The sequence below is a fragment of the Nocardia gipuzkoensis genome, assembly GCF_021183645.1.
In the GTDB taxonomy this organism is placed as follows: Bacteria; Actinomycetota; Actinomycetes; order Mycobacteriales; family Mycobacteriaceae; genus Nocardia; species Nocardia abscessus.
The window spans coordinates 3,905,482-3,924,932 of sequence record NZ_CP089225.1; the positions used below are offsets into that span (position 1 = coordinate 3,905,482).

Genomic DNA, 19,451 nt, shown 5'->3' on the forward strand with positions numbered 1-19,451 from the left:
GTACTCCCTGGACCGCGCAGGTTTGCGCAGAGCGGCGCAGACCAGCGTCGCGGGCTGGACCAACGTGCCGGTCCGCGTGCGGCACTGATCGAGTCACGTTGCGTGCGTCCGTAGTCGGGGCGTCGGCGCCAGGGCTGCGGCGTGTAGCGTATCCGGCCGATCACCGACTGGGGCGTGCCGGATTGGCGTCGGTCTCGAGCCTCGATCGCATCATCGAGGCCGCTATCGCCGTTGCGGACGCGGAAGGGATCGGCGCACTGTCGATGCAGCGGGTTGCCACCGAGCTCGGCGCGGCCACCATGTCGCTGTACCGGCATGTGGCGAGCAAGGACGAGCTCGTCGCGCTGATGCTCGATACGGCCATGGCTGAACGGCCCGGCCTGCCTCGAGGTGACTGGCGGGCGGCGATCGAACAGTGGGCGCGCCGGACCCGCGAGATGTACCGACGGCATCCCTGGATATTGGCCGTCGGCGTGAGCAACCGATGGATGGGGCCGAACGAGGCCGCATGGGGCGAGGCCGCGATGAGCGCTCTCCTCGATGCCGGGTTGCCACCGGACGAAATCGCCGACGTGATCTTCTCCGTCAACGCTTTCGTCGGCGGTGTGGCCCGTCTGGAGATCGATCCGGCACTGGGCCGCGACGCGGCCGGGCACGTCGGCCCCACCCTCGATCCGGAGATGATCCAGCGCTACGGGCAGCCCGAGCGGTACCCGGCGCTGATGACCATGCTGACCGCGGGTGCCGCCGCCCCCGGCACGCGCGCCGTGGCCGGGGGCGTGTTCGAGTTCGGTCTCGGCAAGCTACTCGACGGCATCGCCGCCCATCTGGCCCGATAGCCCGGGGTCACAACCGGATACGAATCTTCTTCGATCTCAGGATTTGCCCGGTAGCGGTGATGCCGATGGGGCTTCGACAAGTGGTGTACGCGTCATCGGAAGTCCCGCGGTGGTTGTGGTGGCGCGGTGGGCGCGTAGGCCACCGACGAGGCACAGTGCCGCGCCGAAGGCCATCCAGGTGAGCAGAACGATGACGGCCTGGGTGGCGCCGCGGCCGTCGAAGAACGCGGTCGAGCGCAGTAACCGGCCGCCTGCTCCGGGCGGCAGTAGTTGGCCGAGCGTGCCGGACCAGCCGGGCAGCATCTCGGGTGCGGTCGCCGTGCCCGAGAGGGGGTTGCCGATGAGCATCATGAGCACGGCGCCGATCCCGATTCCGGCGTATCCGAGCAGGGATTCGAGCCCGAGCACGGTCAGCGAGGTGGCCGCGATGGTCAGGGCGACGGCGCCTGCGTTGGCTGGGTAGGACCCGCTCAGCGAGCCGAGCCCGAACTGCAGGATCGCTGCCACGGTCCCGCCGCCGATGGCCGCGAAGGCGAATGCCCCGGCGACTCGGCGGGCAGTGCCGCGGACGAGTCGGGTCAGTAGCACTGCGGCCAGCAAACCGCCCATGACCAGCGGCAGTGCGCCTGCGGACAATCCGGCGCCACGCGGGTCGTCGGCGGGTAGGGCGGCGAGATCGCGGACGGCGACCTGTGTGCCGGGTTTGTCTACCTGGCCGAGGCTGGTCGCCATGGTCTGCAGGGTTTGGGCGACCGCGGTGCTGGCGGCGGAGGCGACGATGAACTGCGGGGTGCCGGAACTCAGGTCGATCGCGCCGTACACCTGCCGGTCGCGGATGAGTTGTTCAGCGGCATCGGTGTCGGCGACTTCGGTGATCTCGAAGCCGCCAGGCAGACGTTGATCAAGCGTTGTACGAATCTGCACGACCGCGTCGGTCGGCCCGGCGACAGCGATCGGCACATCGTGCACCGACGACCGCACCGACGGCCAGGCGAACGCGATCAGCAGAATGCTCGTGGTCGCCGTGAGCGCGACGACGGCTCCGGCCACCGTCGGCCATCGGGAAGGAAGGGTGTTGGTGGCAAGTGGTGCCCGCAGGGTCATGTCTACTCCTCGAACAGTTTCGGCCGTGATCGGTATTCATCGCAGGGTCAGGGGGGTCGCGGATGCGATGTGGGTCAGTTTCTGCGGGTTGCGGACGTAGTAGAGGCCGGTGATACGGGTGTCCTCGATGTGCATCACGATGACGCCGTCGAGTTCACCGTCGACGTGTAGCGCCAGTGCCGGGGCGGCGTTGATCACGGTCGGCTCGACGGTGAGCGCGACGTTGTGCTTGGTGAGGCCGCCGGTGATGAACCGGGCCACCTTGTCGGCGCCGACGACCGGACGCGGGGTTGCCTGTTTGATACCCCCGCCGTCGCTGATCGCGACGACGTCGGGGGCGAGCACGTCGAGCATGCCCTGCAGGTCCCGGGTCTCGAGGGCCCGCTGGAAGGCTTCGACAGCAGCTTGGGCCTGCCGTGCGGTGACCACGCGGCGTGGCCGGCGGGCGTCGACGTGGTTGCGAGCGCGACGGGCGATCTGGTGCACAGCGGCGGGTGTCTTGCCGACCGCGGCCGCGATGTCGTCATAGCCGAAGCCGAATGCTTCGCGCAGCACGAACACCGCCCGTTCGGTCGGGGTCAGTGTCTCGAGGACGAGCATCAGCGCCATCGACACGCTGTCGGCGAGTTCGACGTCGGCCGCCACGTCCGGTGCGGTGAGCAGCGGCTCGGGGAGCCAGGAGCCCACGTATGCCTCCCTGCGGCGTTTCATGGAGCGCAGCCGGTTGAGGGACTGCCGGGTCGTGATGCGCACCAGGTAGGCGCGCTGGTCGCTCACCTGGGATACGTCGGCCCTCACCCATCGCAGCCAGGTCTCCTGCAGGACGTCTTCGGCGTCGGCCGCTGACCCGAGCATCTCGTAGGCGACGGTGAACAGCAGATTGCGGTGGACGACGAACGTTTCCGTCGCGTCGGCGGTGGCGTGGTCGTCGCTGAAAGCCCGCCGCTGCCCGTCGGGTTCACCTGCTGTGTCCATGGGGTCTTCTCCTATTCGGTGGTCTTCGGGTCCGCACCGGCTCATCGATGAGACGCAATGTGCGTCGGCCGTCGCGACGACGGCGGTGTCGGTATCTCAGGCGAGAGGTGTGGGTGCGTCGCTGCGCTGGGCCAGCAGCTGCAGCCGGTACTTGCCGTCCTTGAACCAGCGATGCGAGCCGGGCTTGCGCGCCTCGCGCGCGAGGTGCTTGATGCCCGCTTCGCAGGCGAATTCCTTGAGCTTCTTGCCCGCGAACCCGCTGAAGTACAGCCGCATCGCGGTCTCGTCCTTGTGGCCGAGCTGGTAGATCCCCGCGTCGCGTCCGAAGCTGAGGCACATGGCGGGGAAGGCCAGGTCGATCGGCGTGGGCTGTTCACCCGCGATTCGGTGCAGCACTGTGTCGGCGGCATGCGCTCCCAGGCTGTAGGCGGTGTAGGCGCTCATCCGGAACGGCAGGCCCGACGGGGCCGACGAGTCGCCCGCCGCGATGATGCGCTCGTCGTCGACGCTGGTCAGTGTTTCGTCGGTGAGCAGGCGACCGGCGGCGTCGGTGCGCAACCCGCTGCGATCGGCCAGATCGGGCACATCGAAGCCCGCCGTCCAGATCGTGACCGCACTCGCCAACTGCTGCCCGTCGCGGAGTTCCACGGCCTCCCCGGTCACCGCGACGACCGCCGCGTCGGGGCCTTCGACGACGCTCACCCCCAGGGCGGCGAGGTACTGACGGGCCGTGCGCCGCGCCTTCTGGTGCAGATACGGGCCGACGACCCCGCCACAGACCAACGTGACCGTGCGGCCACGCTCCGCCAATTCCGCGGCGGTCTCGATGCCGGTCGGACCGCCACCGACGACCGTCACCGGGGCCGTCATCGGGGTGTCGAAGAGCACCGACCGCAGCCGTCGCGCCGCCTCCAATGTGGCGACCGGGTAAGCGAATTCGGCCGCGCCCGGCACCCGCGAGCCCGCGCCGCTGCTGCCCGCCGCGTAGATCAGGTAGTCGTAACCGATCGTGCCGCCCTCGGCCAGCGTCACACTGCGCGCGGCTGCGTCGATCCGCGTCACGCTGTCGACGACCAACCGGACACCCTCGGCGAGGACTTCGGCGTAGTCGACGACCGCATCATGGGTCCCGCCGACCAGTTGATGCAGGCGCAGCCGCGGGACGAAGACCGAGCGCGGATTGATCACGGTCACCGTCACGTCGTCGCGCTGTCGCACACGATTGGCCGCCATGACACCGGCATATCCGCCGCCGATCACGACCACATCGATGTTCTTGCTCATGGTGTCTCCTTCGCTCCGTAGGGGCTCGAGCACAAGACACCGCAAGGACGAACTTCCTGACATGATGTGATGCAGATCACTCACCGTGGTGGTTCGTTGCTCGGACTGCAGGAAGGATCCGACGGCTGGTTCGAGATCCTGGTTCGAAGACATCTGCACTGATTTCGGCAACAGCGAGGACAGCACAACACCTCGCGGGCGCTACCTTGCCGAGGAAGACCGCAGGTTGATCGCGGCGTCGCGACTACAACCGGCTCGGGTTCGCCGTGCGGGTGGTGACCGTCTTCGGCGGTTATCTGGCAGGGTACGAGCCGAGCCACCAGACGTCGTGTGTGGTCCAGAGCGGACTGTGCCCGGACACACGCAAGCAGACGTTGTCGTGAAAACTCACCGTCAAGCTCCCGTCGTCATCGACGGTGACGTCATGAACGGTCAGGTTGAGTACTTCGGCCAGGCGTAGCAGCCTGAGGCCAACGAATCGCCGCGCGCTGCGGCGGCCCGCGAGGTGCGCGAGGAACTCGGGCTGGACGTGGTACCGGGACGGCTGCTGGTGGTCGACTGGGTTCCGCCTGGCCTCTACCCTGACGACGGACTGATGCTGATCTACGACGGCGGGACCCTCACCGCAGAACAACTGGCCGCGATCACCCTGCAGGCCGACGAACTACGCAGCTGGAGCTGGTGCGATCAGAGCGAGGCCGATGAGCGCCTGGTGCAGGTGATGGCGCGGCGAGTGTCCGCAGCGCTGGCAGTCCACACTGGGCACGACGCCGCGATCTACCTGGAGAACGGCTCTGCGGTGGGCTGAGGACGAGTCAGCCTCGCGGCAGGCCGTCCGCAGACGGCCTGCGACGGCGCACCGGTCGAAGCGCGGCCGGTGACACAATCGTGCGATGACAGCTGCCAGAACTGCACGCCACCAAAGAGTCTCGGCGTTCCTGGCGGCCCGCAGCGATTTCGAGCTCGCCGAGCTGGTAGGCACCGGTCGAGTCATAAGCGTGGGTGTGGGCGGTGGTGCGGCGCTCATCGACGTCGACAGCGTGCCGGTGTTCACCAAGCGGATCCCACTGACCGACCGGGAGCTCGCCAACCCGGACTCCACAGCGAACCTGTTCGACCTGCCGACATACTGCCAGTACGGTATCGGCGGCCCAAGTTTCAACGCCTGGCGAGAGCTGGCCGCGAACATCATCGTCACCGAAGCCGTTCTGGCCGGTGAGACGCAATCGTTCCCGATCCTCTACCACTGGCGGGTCCTACCCGGCCGCTCGACGGTCGCAGCCGAACACGCCGACATCGACACCGTGGTTACCGCCCAGGGCGGCAGCCCGGCCGTGCGGGCCCGCCTCGAAGCCCTGGTCGCCGCACCGTGCAGCCTCGTGCTGTTCTGCGAATACATCCCACACCCGATAACGGACTGGCTGCGCGAGAACCCGGCCGACAAGGCCGCCACAGTCGAGCGGCAGCTGTCCGAGATCGTGACGTTTCTGCGGGATCGGGAGTTGCTGCACATGGACGGGCACTTCGGCAACATGCGCACCGACATGGAGCGGATCTATCTCAGCGACTTCGGGCTGGCCACATCGCCGCGATTCGACCTGTCGGCCGCTGAGCGCGACTTCACTGAACAACACGTCGCTTATGACGCCGGCTACGCCGCCATGCGACTGGTCAACTGGCTGGTGACCGACGTCTGCGGGGTACCGATGCCGCCCAGCGGCGGTCCAGTCGCCCGCAACGAGTACGTACTCCAGTGCGCCGCTGGACGCATCCCCGACGACGTGCCACCGGCGGTGGCCGCGATCTTGACCCGGCACGCACCCGCCGCCGCGAAGATGAACGCGTTCTTTTGGAGGCTGTTCGACGGTGACGTTCACGCGGAGTACCCCGGTATGTGAGAGAGCGGCGGCAGGCGATGACTGTCCGAAGATCCTGAAAAGTGAAGCATCTCCAGCCCTTCTCGGCGGTCGTGCCGACATTCCCGAGATACCGAAGCCTTCACGTCACTTCTTGGGGGACCGGGGTGCCGCTGCAGTTGGACGTGGAGGACTGGATCTTGATTCAAGACGACACCTGCCCGGAGGCTTATCGATGGACGAGTTCAAGTACGGCCAGGACTTGGTGCGCGCGCTGCTGCGCGACCAACATCCGGATCTCGCAGACCTGAAGCTCCGAGATGTCGACGGAGGCTGGGACAACCAGCAATGGCGGCTCGGGGATGAGCTGGCCGTGCGCTTGCCGCGCACCGAGCGCGCGTCTGCTCTGCTGCACACCGAGCAGACGTGGCTGCCGGTGCTGGCGAACCGCCTGCCGCTGCCGACGCCCACCCCGGTGCGTATCGGCAAACCTTCGAGCCTGTTCGAGCACACCTGGACAATCGCGCGCTGGGTCGAGGGAGAGCCGGCCGATCGTGCGCCGGTCACACGCATCGATGCGGCCGAGATCCTCGCGGAGTTCCTCGGTGCGCTGCACGACCAGGCGCCTCCCGACGCACCGGCCAACCCCATGCGCGGCATCCCGCTGGCCGGACTGCAAAAAGAATTCGAAGGCTCGTTCGAGATCCTTGCCGACCACGCGAACGCTGACAGCGCACGGGAAGTCTGGGAGAAGGCCATAGCAGCCCCGGCCTGGGAGGGCCCGCCGCTCTGGCTGCACGGTGACTTGCATCCGGCGAACGTGATCGTCAGCGATGGGATGCTCGCTGGGCTGATCGACTTCGGCGACATGTGCGCAGGCGATCCCGCAACCGATCTTTCAGCCGCCTGGATCCTCTTACCTGCCGGAACGGCCAGCCGGTTCTTCGACGCCTATGGGCAGGCCGACGAAGCGACCATCACCCGAGCCCGTGGCTGGGCTGTCCTGCGTGCACTGGGCCTGATCGCGATCGGACAGGGCGGGAGACTCGGTCTGCCCGGGGGCAAACCGACCTGGGAACCAGCAGGCTACGCCACGCTCGAACAGGTCCTGGCGGCGAACTGACCGCGTGGCGAACAGGGCCGTAGCTGGGACACATTCAGTGCGGCTCCCGCGAGGTGTCGGGCTTCATGCGTCCCGAGTCGATGAGCGTCTGCCTGGCCGCCGCCTTGCGCGGGCATTGATCGCCGTGCGCAACAGCTGGTCGACGAGCCTCGCCTCGAGTGTCGCGCGCGCCGAGGACTCGCGATGCGAGGCAGGACCTGGGCTCGATGTCGAACCAGGGTGGGTCGTGTGGAAGCGGCCGGACTGGTGACGCGGCCGCGTCGTTCAGTCGCGCTGCGGGCCGAGGCTGATGCCGCGGGTCGCCAGCCAGGGGAGCGGGTCTACCTTGTCGACGCCGTTCAGCCAGACCTCGAAGTGGCAGTGCGGACCGGTGGAGAACCCGCGGTTGCCGATCGTGGCGATCTGGTCTCCGGCGAGCACACGCTGGCCTTGCGACACCGTGGCGGTATCGATGTGGCCGTAGATGGTGACGGTGCCGTCATCGTGCAGCAGGCGGACCCACATGCCGAAGCCCGACGCGGGACCGGCCTCGATTACGGTGCCGTCGGCGACGGCGTAGATCGGGGTGCCGATCGGGCCCGCGATGTCGATGCCGAGATGCTGCACGCCCCAGCGGGCGCCGAACCCGGAGGTGAAGGTGCCCGCGGCGAAGAACTTGTGGAAGAGCGGGCGAAGTTTCGCGGCCTCCTGGTTGGCGAGGTCCTCGGCGTACTTCTGGCCCTTCTGCAGGATGTCGTTGAACTGTTCGAGGTTGGCCGGCGCCGAAACATTCAGCACCTGAGGCGAATCCGGCGAAGCGGTCGGATCGGCCACGTTCATCGACTGCGCGGCGATCTCGTGGATCTGTCCCGCGGCTTCGTAGTCGACGGCCTGCGACGGCTGCTCGGGCGAGGCGAAGGCGGCCTGCCCGGCCGCGACCACCGCGCCCGCGGCGACGGCGGCGACGGCGGCGCGACCCTTGAGAGCGGCGGGCGGCGCGGGCACACGGTGTGCGCCGCCGCGCTTGTTCCCGGACCGGCGGGCCGGAATCACGGTCGGTAGAACGGGGGTGGCCGGCTCCTGGTCGGCAGCCTCGGGCTCGGTGGTGTCGTTGGCCCAGGATTCCTCGGGAGCCCAGCAGCCCGTGTCGGACACCCACGATTTCTCGTCGGGCGCCCAGGACTCCTCTTCGGCCCACGCGTCACCGGAGCTCCAGGCGCCGCCATCGGACCAGGTGTCCTGCTGTGTCCAATTCTGTTGCGGCCACGCGTTGTTCGGAGCCCAGGAGTTGTCGTAGGCCGCGGCGGAGTTGTCGTAGGACGCGCTCTGGTAGCCCGACTGGTCGTAGCTCGGCTCGTGGACGGGCGCATCGGCCGCGTAGCCGTACTCGCCACCGAACGCTCGGAAGTCGTGGTCTGCTTGCGGCGCGGCCTCGTACCCAGCGTGGTGCTGGTCGAACGAGGGGCCCGCGTGCCGGCCGGACGGAGTGAAGGGCTCGTCGTCGGGGCGGTAACGATGTCCCGAGCGAACTCGATCATCGGAAGCGAAGGTGGAGCTGTGGTTCATCGGCGGTGCCACATCGTGAAGCGGATGGAACTCGAATGCCGCCTGACCAGCGGCGTCGATCGGTCGAATGCGGAGCGGCTCTCCTGCTGCGGAGTGCTGTGCTGCGTCAAGCTTGCCGTCCTCCTAGTCGTGACCGTGTTGTGACATCGACCGCAATGACGGTAACGAAACGATGTCGTGCCCACAAGCGCTGCGACGGGTCCGTGACAAACATGTGAGATTGATCACGCTTAGCCCCCGGAATATCTCACTGCTGTATGGGCACTCCGGAGAGGTCGTTCAACGACGAATTGTAGTAGTTCGCGGTGTGCTCCCGGCTTCCCCCGCTCTACCTGGCGCGGTGTCGGCAACCTACTCGCCAGTAGCGGTGGCCAGCGGTTTTACCGCTCCCGGCGGCGCCGGGTGACCTGCGCCACTTAGGATGAACGTGGCCGATTGGCCCTCCATGTGACTGGTTAGAGTCCGACCCGACCCGCTTCCGACGTCGGGCCGCCAACAAAGACGTTGTCATCACAACGCAGACGAGACGGTGAGTACATGGATCTCTTCGAATATCAGGCGAAGGAGCTCTTCGTTAAGCACGGAGTGCCTTCGTCGGAGGGCCGCGTCACGGACACGGCCGAGGACGCCCGCGCCATCGCGGCGGAAATCGGCAAGCCGGTGATGATCAAGGCCCAGGTGAAGGCCGGTGGCCGTGGTAAGGCCGGTGGCGTGAAGTACGCCGCCACCCCGGACGACGCGCTCACGCACGCGCAGAACATCATCGGCCTGGACATCAAGGGCCACATCACCAAGAAGATCCTGGTCGCCGAGGCCAAGGACATCGCGGAGGAGTACTACATCTCCTTCCTGCTGGATCGGGCCAACCGGACCTACCTGGCGATGTGCTCGGTCGAGGGCGGCATGGAGATCGAAGAGGTCGCCGCCACCAAGCCGGAGCGGCTGGCGAAGGTTCCGGTCGACGCGGTCAAGGGCGTCGACCTGGCGTTCGCGCGCTCGATCGCCGAGCAGGGCCATCTGCCCGCCGACGTGCTGGACGCCGCGGCCGTGACCATCCAGAAGCTGTGGGAGGTGTTCGTCGCCGAGGACGCCACCCTGGTGGAGGTCAACCCGCTGGTGCGCACCCCGCAGGACGAGATCCTCGCGCTCGACGGCAAGGTCACCCTCGACGAGAACGCCGGATTCCGCCACCCGGAGCACGAGGCGTTCGCGGACAAGGACGCGACCGACCCGCTCGAGCTGAAGGCCAAGGAGAACGACCTCAACTACGTCAAGCTCGACGGTGAGGTCGGCATCATCGGCAACGGCGCGGGTCTGGTCATGTCGACCCTGGACGTGGTCGCCTACGCGGGCGAGGGCCACGGCGGCGTGAAGCCCGCCAACTTCCTCGACATCGGCGGTGGCGCCTCGGCCGAGGTGATGGCCGCCGGTCTCGACGTCATCCTGAACGACGAGCAGGTCAAGAGCGTGTTCGTCAACGTCTTCGGCGGTATCACCGCCTGTGACGCGGTCGCCAACGGCATCGTGAAGGCGCTGGAGATCCTGGGTGACAACGCGAACAAGCCGCTGGTGGTCCGCCTCGACGGCAACCGGGTGGACGAGGGTCGCCAGATCCTCGTCGATGCCGCGCACCCGCTGGTGACGCTGGCGCAGACAATGGACGAAGGCGCCGACAAGGCCGCCGAACTGGCAGCCGCCCGATAACGACGGCCGAGTAAGGACGAAAAGAATGTCTATTTTCCTGAACAAGGATTCCAAGGTCATCGTCCAGGGCATCACCGGCGGCGAAGGCACCAAGCACACCGCGCTGATGCTGAAGGCGGGCACCAAGATCGTGGGCGGTGTGAACGCGCGCAAGGCGGGCACCACCGTCGCGCACACCGATTCCGACGGCAACGCCGTCGAGCTGCCCGTCTTCGGCACCGTCGCCGAAGCCATCAAGGAGACCGGCGCCGACGTGTCCATCGCGTTCGTGCCGCCGAAGTTCGCCAAGGACGCCATCATCGAGGCCATCGACGCGGAGATCCCGCTGCTCGTGGTCATCACCGAGGGCATCCCGGTGCAGGACACCGCGTACGCGTGGGCTTACAACGTGGAGAAGGGCGCCAAGACCCGGATCATCGGCCCGAACTGCCCCGGCATCATCACCCCCGGCGAGTCGCTGGTCGGCATCACCCCCGCCAACATCACCGGCAAGGGCCCGATCGGCCTGGTCTCCAAGTCCGGCACCCTGACCTACCAGATGATGTACGAGCTGCGCGACTTCGGCTTCTCGACCTCCATCGGCATCGGCGGCGACCCGGTCATCGGCACCACCCACATCGACGCCATCGAGGCGTTCGAGAAGGACCCGGAGACCAAGCTGATCGTGATGATCGGCGAGATCGGCGGCGACGCCGAGGAGCGGGCCGCGGCCTACATCAAGGCCAACGTCACCAAGCCGGTCGTCGGCTACGTGGCGGGCTTCACCGCCCCCGAGGGCAAGACGATGGGCCACGCGGGCGCCATCGTGTCCGGCTCGTCGGGCACCGCCCAGGCGAAGAAGGACGCGCTGGAGGCCGCGGGCGTGAAGGTCGGCAAGACCCCGTCCGAGACCGCGGCGCTGGCTCGCGAGATCCTGGAGAAGGCCAGCATCAGCGCCTGATCTCCCCCTGCGCACGAAGGCCGCCTCCGAATTCGGGGGGCGGCCTTCGTCATGTGTGGCGGTGGGCTCCGGCTCGGGCAGTAGCGGAGCGTCCGGACCGACCACGTGCGGAATCGAGGTATGGAGGGGGTTCGTCGTCTCCTTATCTGTCCACACGAGGCAGCCGGACGGATGGTTCATCGACTCGTCACCGGGAATTCCCCGCTATTGAGAACCCGCGTGGTGTGAAAAGCGCCATCGCGGGCAACAGTTCAATGAGCGGTAGGTGGTCTCGCTAACGGCTCGGCGCCGGACACCGACCGCGACCTGCCGGGATATGGACGGACTCGCCCGTCCCGGCCGTCGCGGCGGGGTGACCTGGGCGTGGGAGTGCAGTAGCGTCAGAAGTAATCCAGCCGTGAAGACCATGTACGACTCGATTTAGGAGACGACGACATGTCCTACCCGACCGGGGGCTCCGGGTACAACACACCCACGCCCTCAGCGCCATCCAGCCAGAGCCCGGCGACGGGTGGTGCCAGTGCAGGTTCGAGCGCTACCGGTTCCGATGCCAAAGGTCTGCCGTTCTTCCTGGTGGTCGGCGTAGCGGCACTCGGCGTGATCAACTTCCTGCTCGGCTTCCTGCCGTTCCTCGGCACCAAGCCGATCGATTTCGGCGGCCGCACGGTCGGCACACCGGAGTCGGCCAACCTCTTCGAGGTGGCCTCCGGCTCGCCGCTGCTCGGCCTGCTGCTGCTCGGCGGCCTGCTGGCCGGGCTGTCGCTGCTGCCGAAGCAGAACTGGATCGGCGTGGCCGCCGCGGCTTCGACCGCGGGCTTCCTCGCGCTGCTGTTCCAGTCGTTCAACTTCGGTGAGGGCAGCGAGCTGAAGGCGGGTGCGTTCATCCTGCTCGCGCTGGCCTTCGTGCAGGCCGCTGTGGCGATCGCCGCGACGCTGTTCGAGGCGGGCATCCTCAAGGCGCCCGCGCCGCGCCCGGCCACCGCGCCGAGCGGCTTCGGCCAGGGCGGCTACGGCCAGCAGCAGCCGTCGTACGGGCAGCAGTCCTACGGCCAGGGCCAGCCGGGTCAGCCCGGTTACGGCGCGAGCCCGTACGGGCAGTCCGGTTACGGCGCTCAGTCCGCTCCGCCGCAGTTCCCGTCGCAGGCGCAGCAGCAGCAGTCGCCCTACGGGCAGAGCCAGCCGGGTTACGGCCAGAGCCAGCCGGGCCAGTCGTACGGGCAGCAGCAGTCGCCCTATGGGCAGAGCCAGCCGACGACCGCCTACGGTGCTTCCCCGCAGCCGGCTTCGCCGTACGGCGCGCAGCCGCGCCCGGACGAGAGCGTGACCCAGCACTTCGGCGGGCAGCAGCAGGCGGGCCAGCAGGCGCCCTACGGTTCGCCGGGCTACGGGCAGCAGCCGCAGGCCCAGCCGAGCCAGCAGAACAAGCCGTTCGGCAGCGAACAGAGTGGTGATCCCTCGTCGGACGCCACCCAGGCATTCCGTCCCTCGGACGACAACAACAAGTAGGAACTCAGCGCATCCTCCCCGGCGCGGCGGCCGCCTGCGGCGCGCCTGACCCGCTCGCGCCGGGGAGAGTGCCACGCTGAATTGCCATGAGCTCCTCCAGAAACTCTCCGACCCGCCGAATCGGCGGGTCGCGCGCGTCGCAGCCGCACACCGAAGCGGACGAAGCCGGGTTTCTGTCTCTCACCCCGGAGCGGTCCAGGGTTCTTATGGCGGTCGCGGGCCGTCCTTCGGCCTTCGGGCTGACCACCCTCGTCGTCCTCGTGTTCGGCGCGCTGCTCGCCTCGGGCAGCGATCTCGCGGGCACGTCCGGGGCGATCGCCGCCTCCTGGCTCGGCGTGCACCAGGTTCCGCTGGTGATCGGCAAGACGTCGCTCGGGCTGCTTCCGCTGCTGCCGACCGCGCTGCTGGTCTGGCTGGCCGCGCGGGAATGCGCCCGCGCCGTGGAACCGCTGTGCACCAGGGCGGATCTCGGGTGGATCGCGGGCGCCGCGGTGGGTGGTCCGCTGCTGGTCACCTCCGTCTGCCTCGCGGTCACCGAAGACGCCTCCGGTGTGCTCCCGCTGCAACCGCCGAACACCCTCGCCGCGTTCGCGTGGGTCGCGGGCCTGTATCTGCTCGCCGCCGCGATCGGTATCGCCGTTCGTCTCCGGCGGCAGCTGTTCGTGCTGCTGCGCCTGCCCGATTGGGCGGTCTCCGGCCTCTACGGCGCGGGCCGGTCCGTGGCTCGCCTGCTGGGTTGTGCGGCGGCGGTGGCGGTGATCTCGTTCCTGGCGCACATTCCCCGGCTCGGCGACATGTACCAGTCGGCGGGCAACGCCGGTGGCGTGCTCGGCTTGACGGTGCTCTCGCTGGCGTATCTGCCGAATCTGGCGATCCAGACCGTCGGTGTGCTGGTCGGTTCGAGCGCGCAGATCGGCGCCGCCTCCTTCGGGGTGTTCTCCGTGGTCGGCGGTCCGGTCCCGGCCTTTCCGTTGCTCGCCGCTGTGCCGACCGGTCCCGCGGCGGGATGGTGGCCGGTGTTGCTGTTGATCCCCGCGGCGGTCGGCGTGCTCGGCGGGCTGGATCTCGCCCGCACCTCCACCGACGGGATCACCGCGCCGTGGGCCACGCTCACCTCCGCCGCGCTCTCCGCGCTCGCGTTGACGGTGGCAGGCGTGGTCGCGGGCGGCGAGCTCGGCACGATCGGCCGGGTGGGCCTCGATCTGCCGGTCTTCCCCCTGATCACGTTCGCCTGGCTGGCGATTCCCGGCTACGCGGGCCTGGTGTTCGCGCGCTGGTTCCTCGTGCCCGTCGGCATCCCGCCGGTCGATTACACCGATCCGTACGACGACTACCACGACGAGGACGACGCCTACTACGAGGCGGACGACCAGGACTACTACGAAGACGACGACTACTACGACTACCGCGACGACCCCTACGGCCAGTACGACCGGCGCGAGCTGGAGGCTCCGCTGGACGCCGAACTCGTCGACGAACAGCCCGCGATCGAGACCGGCGGCGGATACCACCACCACGCCACCCCGGACATCGTCGACGCCGAGGTGGTCGAGGCGGACCTGCCGGACAGTGACCGGATGGACGGTCGTTAGGCTCTAACCCGGCGGTGCCGTATCCGTCCGCCATCCGATCGATCGCAGGAGTAGAGCGCTGACGTCCCCGCATGCCCCGTGGAAGCCCGCAGCGACGCCGGCCACCGTCGTCGTGCTGGCGTCGGGCACCGGTTCGCTGCTGCGCGCCCTGCTGGACGCCGCGTCCGCACCCGGCTACCCGGCGAAGGTCGTCGCCGTCGGCGTCGACCGGCTCTGCGCCGCCACGACCCACGCCGACGCCGCGGGCGTACCGCACTTCCGGGTGTCGCTGAAGGACTTTCCCGATCGCGCCGCGTGGGATGTCGAGCTCACCGAGACGGTCGCCGCGCACGAGCCGGATCTCGTAGTGTCGGCGGGCTTCATGAAGCTGCTCGGCCCTGCCTTCCTGGATCGGTTCGGCGGCCGGATCATCAACACCCACCCCGCCCTGCTGCCCGCCTTTCCCGGCGCGCACGGTGTGCGTGACGCGCTCGCCTACGGGGCGCGGGTCACCGGCTGCACCGTGCACCTGGTCGACGAGGGCGTGGACACCGGGCCGATCCTCGCGCAGGAGGCGGTGACGGTGCTGCCGGGTGACGACGAGGCCACCCTGCACGAGCGCATCAAGGTTGTCGAGCGACGGTTGCTGGCGGAGGTCGTCGCCGCCGTCGCGACGCGAGGCATTGTCTCCGACGGACGAAAGGCAGTTATCCCAGATGAGCGAGATCTCCGGTGAGTGAACGCAAGCCGATCAGCAGGGCGCTGGTGAGCGTCTACGACAAGACGGGTCTCGTGGAACTCGCGACCGGTCTGCACGCCGCGGGCATCGAGCTGGTCTCGACCGGGTCCACCGCGGGCAGGATCGCCGACGCGGGCATCCCGGTGACCAAGGTCGAAGACCTGACCGGGTTCCCGGAGACCCTCGACGGCCGGGTCAAGACGCTGCACCCCCGGGTGCACGCGGGCATCCTGGCCGACTCGCGCAAGCAGGAGCACGTCGACCAACTGGTCGAACTCGGCGTCGAGGCGTTCCAGCTGGTCGTGGTGAACCTCTACCCCTTCACGCAGACCGTGGCCAGCGGCGCCACCCCCGACGAGTGCGTGGAGCAGATCGATATCGGCGGGCCGTCGATGGTGCGCGCCGCGGCGAAGAACCATCCCTCGGTGGCCGTGGTCGTCGACAGCGGCGACTACGACGACGTGCTGGCCGCGGTGAAGTCCGGCGGCTTCAGCTTGGCCGAGCGCACCGCCTTGGCCGCCAAGGCGTTCCAGCACACCGCGAGTTATGACGTGGCGGTCGCCAGCTGGATGACCAACGTGCTGACCGGCGACGGCGCGGCCGAGGACACGGCGATCCGGTTCCCCGAATGGCTCGGCGGCACCTGGGAGCGGTCGGCGGTGCTGCGCTACGGCGAGAATCCGCATCAGTCCGCCGCCCTGTACACCACCGGCGACGGCAGCCTCGGGCTGGCGCAGGCACGGCAGTTGCACGGCAAGGAGATGTCGTACAACAACTACGTCGACGCCGACGCGGCCTGGCGCGCCGCCTTCGACCACGAGGCTCCGGCTGTCGCGATCATCAAGCACGCCAACCCGTGCGGCATCGCCCTCGGCGCCGACATCGCCGCCGCGCACCGCAAGGCGCACGCCTGCGACCCGGTCAGCGCGTTCGGCGGGGTGATCGCCGCCAACCGCGAGGTCACCGTGGAGATGGCCGAGCAGGTCGCCGAGATCTTCACCGAGGTGATCGTCGCGCCGTCCTACGCCGACGGCGCGGTGGAGGTGTTGCAGCGCAAGAAGAACGTGCGCATCCTCGTCGCCGAGCCGCCCCGGCGCGCGGGCGCCGAGCTGCGCCCGATCAGCGGCGGCGCCCTGCTGCAGCAGCGTGACGTGCTGGATGCCCCCGGCGACGACCCGGCCAACTGGACCCTCGCCGCCGGCGAGCCCGCCGACGCGGAGACGCTCGCCGATCTGGCGTTCGCCTGGCGCGCCTGCCGGGCCGTGAAGTCCAACGCGATCCTGCTCGCGCACGACGGCGCTTCGGTCGGTGTCGGCATGGGGCAGGTCAACCGGGTGGACGCGGTCGGTCTCGCGGTGCAGCGGGCGGGTGACCGCGCCAAGGGCTCGGTGGCGGCCTCGGACGCCTACTTCCCGTTCCCGGACGGGCCGCAGACCCTGATCCAGGCCGGTGTCCGCGCCATCGTGCAGCCCGGCGGTTCGGTGCGCGACCAGGAGACCATCGACCTCGCGCGGGACGCGGGCGTCACGCTCTATCTCACCGGGGCCCGCCACTTCGCCCACTGAGACCGGTAGCCGAAACGCCGCGTCGGATCGATGATCCGACGCGGCGTTTGCGTTATCGCAACTAGGATCGTAAGCCGTATTGGTCAGTGCGGCTGGAGATTCGGTGCATGCGCCCGACTCTGGACCATGAACTACGTTGTGGCACAGTACAGTTCGTTTTCCCAGCTCAGATGACGGCTCGTCGCAAGCGGGCAGCTACTCGAGCGCCGGTATGGACGGCCCGGCCGTGTCCGTGCTGTGCGCGCGGCACCGGACCGTGCCGCGTGGCGCCCTAGACCGCGCTGAGCACCGTGCGGTTGCCGAGCGGTTCCTTCAGCGGCACCTCCATGGTCCCGAAGACCGCGATCATCGTGCACATCCGGCCGACCGCCTCGGCGCGGCTGCCCGAGCGCAGTTCGACGGTGACCGTCGACGCGGATTCGGTGACCGTGGCGTCCACGCCGTAGCACTCCGGTGACCCGGTTTCGAAATTGACGGCTATCTTGTTGTCCGCCAACCGAGTCCACGATTGGAACGGGATCGGATGGGCCCCGACGATGGCCGGGTCGGCGGTGAACGGCTTGCCCTCGTTTCCGCGTGGGTCCTCGATCGGCGTGCGGGGCGCGGCGGTCGATGTGGTGCTCGCGTTCGGTGCCGCCCCCTTGTCGTCCGAGTCGCCGCAGCCCGTTGCGGTGAGACAGGCGAGCACTACGGCGACAGCTGTGGCGGCGCGTCCGGCCTGGATCCGATCCATACCGACACCCTAGTCCCGGCGCGACTGCGCACAGCGCACGCCGGGCGCATCCTGCCCGGGGGTGAACCTCACAGTGAACGTTCCGCGAACCGTGCGCGTAATCGCTCCGTAAACCGTTCGGGGGCAGTAAGTTCGGCGGGGGTGCGCGTCAGGGGAGTTGTGGCGCTCATCCATGTCGGATGCTCTACCAGCTTTTCCGGAAAGGAATCAACGTGGTCGACACGCTGCGCGTAGGCGAAGAACTCGGACGGGGCCAGTCCCTCCAAGGTGGTGCTTACACCCTCACCCTGCAGGAGGACGGCAATCTGGTGCTGTCCGAGCCGGGCGGAAATGTGGTGTGGGCCACGCAAACTCATGATCAGGGCGTGGAGCGCGCCGTGCTGCAGGACGACGGCAACTTCGTCCTCTACAAAGGCGACGGCGCCGCGTGGGCGACCGAGACCGACGGCCAGGCGGCCGACCGGCTGGTCGTGCAGGCCGATCGCAACGTAGTGCTGTACGGCGCCGACGGCAGCGCGCTGTGGGCTTCCGGCACTCATACCGACAGCCCGCTGCCCGCCCCGGAGCCCGAAGCGGTCCAAGAGCAGGAACAGGTCGCGGCTCCGGCCGCCGAGGAGGTGCCGCCTCCGCCGCCCGCCCCCGAGCCGCGCACCTACACCGTCGAGCCGGGCGACACCCTGTGGGCGATCGCCGAGCGCTTCTATGGCGACGGCAACCGTTACCAGGAGATCGCGGACGCCAGTGGCATCCCGAACCCGGACGCGATCAACCCCGGCCAGGTGCTGACCATCCCGTGAGCCGGTCGGCTCGGTAGCGACGACGACAAAGACCCCCGGTGCTCGAGCCTCGGGGGTCTTCTTCGTTTCGCTCGTGTCGCGAAGTGCGCCTAGCGGCTGGTGAACGGCAGCAGTGCCATCTCACGGGCGTTCTTCACCGCGACAGCGACCTGGCGCTGCTGCTGCGGGGTGAGCCCGGTGACCCGGCGGCTGCGGATCTTGCCGCGATCGGAGATGAACGTACGCAGCAGGTTCACGTCTTTGTAGTCGACCGTCTCGATGCCGGCGGCGATGAGCGGGTTCTTCTTCGGACGGCGGGCCTGCTCGGCGCGAACCTTCTTCGACGGTGCTCGCTTGACTGCCATATGACGAGTTCCTTCTCACGAGAACAGTGGTTGTCTACCAGCTCGATTTGCGCACACCGGGCAGCTCGCCACGGTGGGCCATCTCGCGCACACGCACACGGGAGAGCCCGAACTTCCGGATATGACCGCGCGGTCGTCCGTCGGCGGCGTCCCGATTGCGCAATCGTACCGGACTGGCGTCGCGCGGCTGCCGTCGCAGTTCGGCCTCCGCGGCCGCGCGCTCGCCCTCCGGCGTGCCCGGCTTCCTGATGAGCTCCTTGAGCTCGGCGCGGCGCGTGGCGTAGCGCGCCACGATCGCCCTGCGCTGCTGGTCGCGCGCGATCTTCGATTTCTTGGCCATCTCAGCGCTCCTCGCGGAAGTCGACGTGCTTGCGCACGACCGGATCGTACTTGCGCAGGACCAGGCGGTCGGGGTCGTTGCGGCGGTTCTTGCGGGTGACGTAGGTGTAGCCGGTGCCCGCGGTGGACTTCAGCTTGACGATCGGGCGGATGTCGGTCGATTTCGACGCCATGGGTCGCTCCTCAGATCTTGTCGCCGCGGGCCCGGATCCGGGCCACCACGGCCTCGATGCCGTCCCGGTCGATGGTCTTGATGCCTTTGGCGGAGACGGTCAGCGTGACGCGCCGGCCTTCGCTGGGCAGGTAGTAGGTCTTGCGCTGGACGTTGGGGTTCCAGCGACGGCTGGTCCGCTTGTGCGAGTGCGACACGGACTTGCCGAAGCCGGGCTTGCGCCCGGTGACCTGGCAGTGGGCCGACATGCGGACTCCCTCCAGTAGATGACAATCGTTTTCGACAATGGCTGCCGCACAATGTACCGTTGCCGTA

General features: G+C 68.4%; 20 protein-coding genes. 11 read left to right on the forward strand and 9 right to left on the reverse strand.

Going from position 1 to position 19,451, the window contains the following annotated elements:
- The first annotated feature begins 182 nt into the window (after positions 1-182).
- The gene (locus tag LTT66_RS17245; RefSeq protein ID WP_233068734.1) at positions 183-839 is read left to right on the forward strand and encodes a TetR/AcrR family transcriptional regulator; all 657 of its coding nucleotides are present in this window, start codon (positions 183-185) and stop codon (positions 837-839) included.
- A 36-nt stretch (positions 840-875) separates the two neighbouring features.
- Here the strand turns inward: LTT66_RS17245 and LTT66_RS17250 are convergent, their stop codons facing one another.
- From LTT66_RS17250 to LTT66_RS17260, 3 genes are all read right to left on the reverse strand, one after another.
- Positions 876-1,943: a hypothetical protein gene (locus LTT66_RS17250; RefSeq protein WP_233068735.1), complete on the reverse strand. Its 1,068-nt coding sequence runs from the start codon at positions 1,941-1,943 to the stop codon at positions 876-878.
- Positions 1,944-1,979: 36 nt separating this feature from the next.
- Positions 1,980-2,918 carry an RNA polymerase sigma-70 factor gene (locus tag LTT66_RS17255; RefSeq protein ID WP_233068736.1) on the reverse strand — a complete coding sequence of 313 codons (939 nt, stop codon included), beginning with the start codon at positions 2,916-2,918 and terminating at the stop codon, positions 1,980-1,982.
- A 96-nt stretch (positions 2,919-3,014) separates the two neighbouring features.
- Entirely contained in the window at positions 3,015-4,202 is a 1,188-nt protein-coding gene (locus tag LTT66_RS17260) for an NAD(P)/FAD-dependent oxidoreductase (protein WP_233068740.1), read from the reverse strand.
- Positions 4,203-4,707: 505 nt separating this feature from the next.
- Between LTT66_RS17260 and LTT66_RS17265 the strand changes: the two genes are divergently transcribed.
- The 3 genes from LTT66_RS17265 to LTT66_RS17275 all read left to right on the forward strand — a co-directional run bounded on the left by LTT66_RS17265 (position 4,708) and on the right by LTT66_RS17275 (position 7,181).
- A complete protein-coding gene (locus LTT66_RS17265; protein WP_233068741.1) occupies positions 4,708-5,010 on the forward strand; it encodes an NUDIX hydrolase in 303 nt (100 codons plus the stop codon).
- 85 nt (positions 5,011-5,095) lie between these two features.
- Positions 5,096-6,100, forward strand: coding sequence for a serine/threonine protein phosphatase (locus tag LTT66_RS17270; protein ID WP_233068744.1), 1,005 nt, complete (start codon positions 5,096-5,098; stop codon positions 6,098-6,100).
- A gap of 193 nt (positions 6,101-6,293) precedes the next feature.
- Positions 6,294-7,181 carry an aminoglycoside phosphotransferase family protein gene (locus LTT66_RS17275; protein ID WP_233068746.1) on the forward strand — a complete coding sequence of 296 codons (888 nt, stop codon included), beginning with the start codon at positions 6,294-6,296 and terminating at the stop codon, positions 7,179-7,181.
- 264 nt (positions 7,182-7,445) lie between these two features.
- Here LTT66_RS17275 and LTT66_RS17280 read toward each other — a convergent pair whose 3' ends face one another.
- Positions 7,446-8,726, reverse strand: a complete 1,281-nt coding sequence (locus tag LTT66_RS17280) for a M23 family metallopeptidase (RefSeq protein WP_332909686.1) — start codon at positions 8,724-8,726, stop codon at positions 7,446-7,448.
- A gap of 537 nt (positions 8,727-9,263) precedes the next feature.
- Between LTT66_RS17280 and sucC the strand changes: the two genes are divergently transcribed.
- From sucC to purH, 6 genes are all read left to right on the forward strand, one after another.
- The gene (sucC, locus tag LTT66_RS17285; RefSeq protein ID WP_233068749.1) at positions 9,264-10,430 is read left to right on the forward strand and encodes an ADP-forming succinate--CoA ligase subunit beta; all 1,167 of its coding nucleotides are present in this window, start codon (positions 9,264-9,266) and stop codon (positions 10,428-10,430) included.
- A 25-nt stretch (positions 10,431-10,455) separates the two neighbouring features.
- Positions 10,456-11,370: a succinate--CoA ligase subunit alpha gene (gene sucD / locus LTT66_RS17290; RefSeq protein WP_233068752.1), complete on the forward strand. Its 915-nt coding sequence runs from the start codon at positions 10,456-10,458 to the stop codon at positions 11,368-11,370.
- Between the two features lie 435 nt (positions 11,371-11,805).
- The gene (locus LTT66_RS17295; RefSeq protein WP_233068754.1) at positions 11,806-12,876 is read left to right on the forward strand and encodes a DUF5336 domain-containing protein; all 1,071 of its coding nucleotides are present in this window, start codon (positions 11,806-11,808) and stop codon (positions 12,874-12,876) included.
- An 86-nt stretch (positions 12,877-12,962) separates the two neighbouring features.
- Entirely contained in the window at positions 12,963-14,468 is a 1,506-nt protein-coding gene (locus LTT66_RS17300; protein ID WP_233068756.1) for a cell division protein PerM, read from the forward strand.
- Between the two features lie 58 nt (positions 14,469-14,526).
- Positions 14,527-15,183: a phosphoribosylglycinamide formyltransferase gene (gene purN / locus LTT66_RS17305; RefSeq protein WP_408638855.1), complete on the forward strand. Its 657-nt coding sequence runs from the start codon at positions 14,527-14,529 to the stop codon at positions 15,181-15,183.
- Complete coding sequence (gene purH / locus LTT66_RS17310) at positions 15,180-16,751, forward strand: bifunctional phosphoribosylaminoimidazolecarboxamide formyltransferase/IMP cyclohydrolase (RefSeq protein WP_233068758.1); 1,572 nt, start codon at positions 15,180-15,182, stop codon at positions 16,749-16,751. The genes purN and purH overlap by 4 nt, the downstream gene beginning before the upstream one ends.
- A 271-nt stretch (positions 16,752-17,022) precedes the next feature.
- On the opposite strand, the gene LTT66_RS17315 is transcribed toward purH, so the two are convergent.
- Entirely contained in the window at positions 17,023-17,484 is a 462-nt protein-coding gene (locus LTT66_RS17315; RefSeq protein ID WP_233068760.1) for a hypothetical protein, read from the reverse strand.
- A gap of 212 nt (positions 17,485-17,696) precedes the next feature.
- Here LTT66_RS17315 and LTT66_RS17320 point away from each other — a divergent pair, with 212 nt between their 5' ends.
- Complete coding sequence (locus LTT66_RS17320; protein WP_233068761.1) at positions 17,697-18,281, forward strand: LysM peptidoglycan-binding domain-containing protein; 585 nt, start codon at positions 17,697-17,699, stop codon at positions 18,279-18,281.
- Between the two features lie 89 nt (positions 18,282-18,370).
- On the opposite strand, the gene rpsR is transcribed toward LTT66_RS17320, so the two are convergent.
- From rpsR to rpmB, 4 genes are read right to left on the reverse strand one after another with little or no spacing between them, the layout of a single operon-like run.
- Positions 18,371-18,625: a 30S ribosomal protein S18 gene (gene rpsR / locus LTT66_RS17325; protein ID WP_011211513.1), complete on the reverse strand. Its 255-nt coding sequence runs from the start codon at positions 18,623-18,625 to the stop codon at positions 18,371-18,373.
- A gap of 34 nt (positions 18,626-18,659) precedes the next feature.
- Positions 18,660-18,965: a 30S ribosomal protein S14 gene (gene rpsN / locus LTT66_RS17330; RefSeq protein ID WP_181719451.1), complete on the reverse strand. Its 306-nt coding sequence runs from the start codon at positions 18,963-18,965 to the stop codon at positions 18,660-18,662.
- A gap of 1 nt (position 18,966) precedes the next feature.
- Positions 18,967-19,137 (reverse strand): 50S ribosomal protein L33, encoded by a 171-nt coding sequence (rpmG, locus tag LTT66_RS17335; RefSeq protein ID WP_019049259.1) that lies wholly within the window; start codon positions 19,135-19,137, stop codon positions 18,967-18,969.
- A gap of 10 nt (positions 19,138-19,147) precedes the next feature.
- Positions 19,148-19,384: a 50S ribosomal protein L28 gene (gene rpmB, locus LTT66_RS17340; RefSeq protein WP_043697994.1), complete on the reverse strand. Its 237-nt coding sequence runs from the start codon at positions 19,382-19,384 to the stop codon at positions 19,148-19,150.
- Positions 19,385-19,451: the final 67 nt, after the last annotated feature.

Bases quoted from the DNA above. Each gene is read 5' to 3' on its own strand.
- LTT66_RS17250 (WP_233068735.1), bottom strand. From the start codon at position 1,943: ATGACCCTGCGGGCACCACTTGCCACCAACACCCTTCCTTCCCGATGG.
- LTT66_RS17255 (WP_233068736.1), bottom strand. From the start codon at position 2,918: ATGGACACAGCAGGTGAACCCGACGGGCAGCGGCGGGCTTTCAGCGAC.
- LTT66_RS17260 (WP_233068740.1), bottom strand. From the start codon at position 4,202: ATGAGCAAGAACATCGATGTGGTCGTGATCGGCGGCGGATATGCCGGT.
- LTT66_RS17270 (WP_233068744.1), top strand. From the start codon at position 5,096: ATGACAGCTGCCAGAACTGCACGCCACCAAAGAGTCTCGGCGTTCCTG.
- LTT66_RS17275 (WP_233068746.1), top strand. From the start codon at position 6,294: ATGGACGAGTTCAAGTACGGCCAGGACTTGGTGCGCGCGCTGCTGCGC.
- LTT66_RS17280 (WP_332909686.1), bottom strand. From the start codon at position 8,726: ATGAACCACAGCTCCACCTTCGCTTCCGATGATCGAGTTCGCTCGGGA.
- sucC (WP_233068749.1), top strand. From the start codon at position 9,264: ATGGATCTCTTCGAATATCAGGCGAAGGAGCTCTTCGTTAAGCACGGA.
- sucD (WP_233068752.1), top strand. From the start codon at position 10,456: ATGTCTATTTTCCTGAACAAGGATTCCAAGGTCATCGTCCAGGGCATC.
- LTT66_RS17295 (WP_233068754.1), top strand. From the start codon at position 11,806: ATGTCCTACCCGACCGGGGGCTCCGGGTACAACACACCCACGCCCTCA.
- LTT66_RS17300 (WP_233068756.1), top strand. From the start codon at position 12,963: ATGAGCTCCTCCAGAAACTCTCCGACCCGCCGAATCGGCGGGTCGCGC.
- LTT66_RS17315 (WP_233068760.1), bottom strand. From the start codon at position 17,484: ATGGATCGGATCCAGGCCGGACGCGCCGCCACAGCTGTCGCCGTAGTG.
- rpsR (WP_011211513.1), bottom strand. From the start codon at position 18,625: ATGGCAGTCAAGCGAGCACCGTCGAAGAAGGTTCGCGCCGAGCAGGCC.
- rpsN (WP_181719451.1), bottom strand. From the start codon at position 18,965: ATGGCCAAGAAATCGAAGATCGCGCGCGACCAGCAGCGCAGGGCGATC.
- rpmG (WP_019049259.1), bottom strand. From the start codon at position 19,137: ATGGCGTCGAAATCGACCGACATCCGCCCGATCGTCAAGCTGAAGTCC.
- rpmB (WP_043697994.1), bottom strand. From the start codon at position 19,384: ATGTCGGCCCACTGCCAGGTCACCGGGCGCAAGCCCGGCTTCGGCAAG.